Genomic DNA, 963 nt, shown 5'->3' with positions numbered 1-963 from the left:
TCCACGGCCGCTTCCACGGCCGCCGCGAGTTGGCCGAGCTGCCCCTGCGGGCAGCCGGACCGCCAGGACGCCAGCCGCGCCGCCAGCGTCCGGTCATGGCCGAGCCGGGCGGCCAGCGCGCGGATCTCGGCCTCCCGGGCGCTCGCCCGGGTCCGCAGCTCCTGGCGTTCGCCGTCGGCCGCCAGTTCGTCGTGCATCGCGGGGTTCGGCGGGACGAGGAACACGTCGGACCCGTCGCCGCCCGAGGGGGTCGGTGCGAGCAGGGCGGCCGCGGTGCCCACCGCCACGGTCGAGCGGGGCAGCAGGGCCGCCTGCGCGAGGACCTCGCGGGCCCTGCGGTACGTCTCCGGGTCGGTGACGACGACGCCGTCCACCAGCTCCGGGCGCGCCGACATCACGGCGGTGTGGTCCGCGGGGTCCACGGCCTGCGCGAGGTAGCGCCAGCCGGGCAGTGCGGGGATGCCGTGCTCGCCCAGGTACTCCACGGTGGCCAGCACGTCAGGGCCGGGCGGCAGCAGGCCGCCGTCACCGAGCGCCGCCAGGATCCGCGCGTCGTCGGCGGCCGTGGTGCGCAGGTCGAACAGCTTCCGCTCGGCGGCCGCGACGGTGCCGTCCAGCAGCTCCCGCAGCGGTTCGGCGAACGCGTCCAGCTCCATGGCGCCCAGCGGGCGGGCGTCGGGGCGGTGCGGTGCGGCGGGCGCGGCGTCGGGGCGGTGCCGTTCGCCGGCGGAGGCCGCCGAGCCGCGGGGGCCGGGGATGGCGTCCCGGGTGACGGACTCGTTCGCCGTCGGGCCCGGCAGGCTGAGGAGTTCGGACAGCCGCGGTTCTGCCGCGAGGGCCTCGGCGACGCGGAAGTCGGCGGAGTGGGCGGCCTCGGCGGCCGCCAGGGCGTCCGCGGCGCGGGCGGCGGCCAGTTCCACCCGGGATTCGGTCGCGGCGGCCTCGCGGGCGTGCTGCGCGGCC

1 pseudogene is annotated in these 963 nt (G+C 79.1%); it reads right to left on the bottom strand.

Annotated features, from left to right (window positions below):
* Positions 1 to 963: pseudogene (locus G3I60_RS43695) on the bottom strand (hypothetical protein); the annotation flags it as partial.

Origin of the sequence: Streptomyces sp. SID13666 (genome assembly GCF_010548325.1) — a bacterium.
GTDB lineage: Bacteria > Actinomycetota > Actinomycetes > Streptomycetales > Streptomycetaceae > Actinacidiphila > Actinacidiphila fildesensis.
The sequence above is the reverse complement of the archived record's forward strand: the minus strand, read 5'-3'. Positions and strand labels throughout refer to the sequence as shown.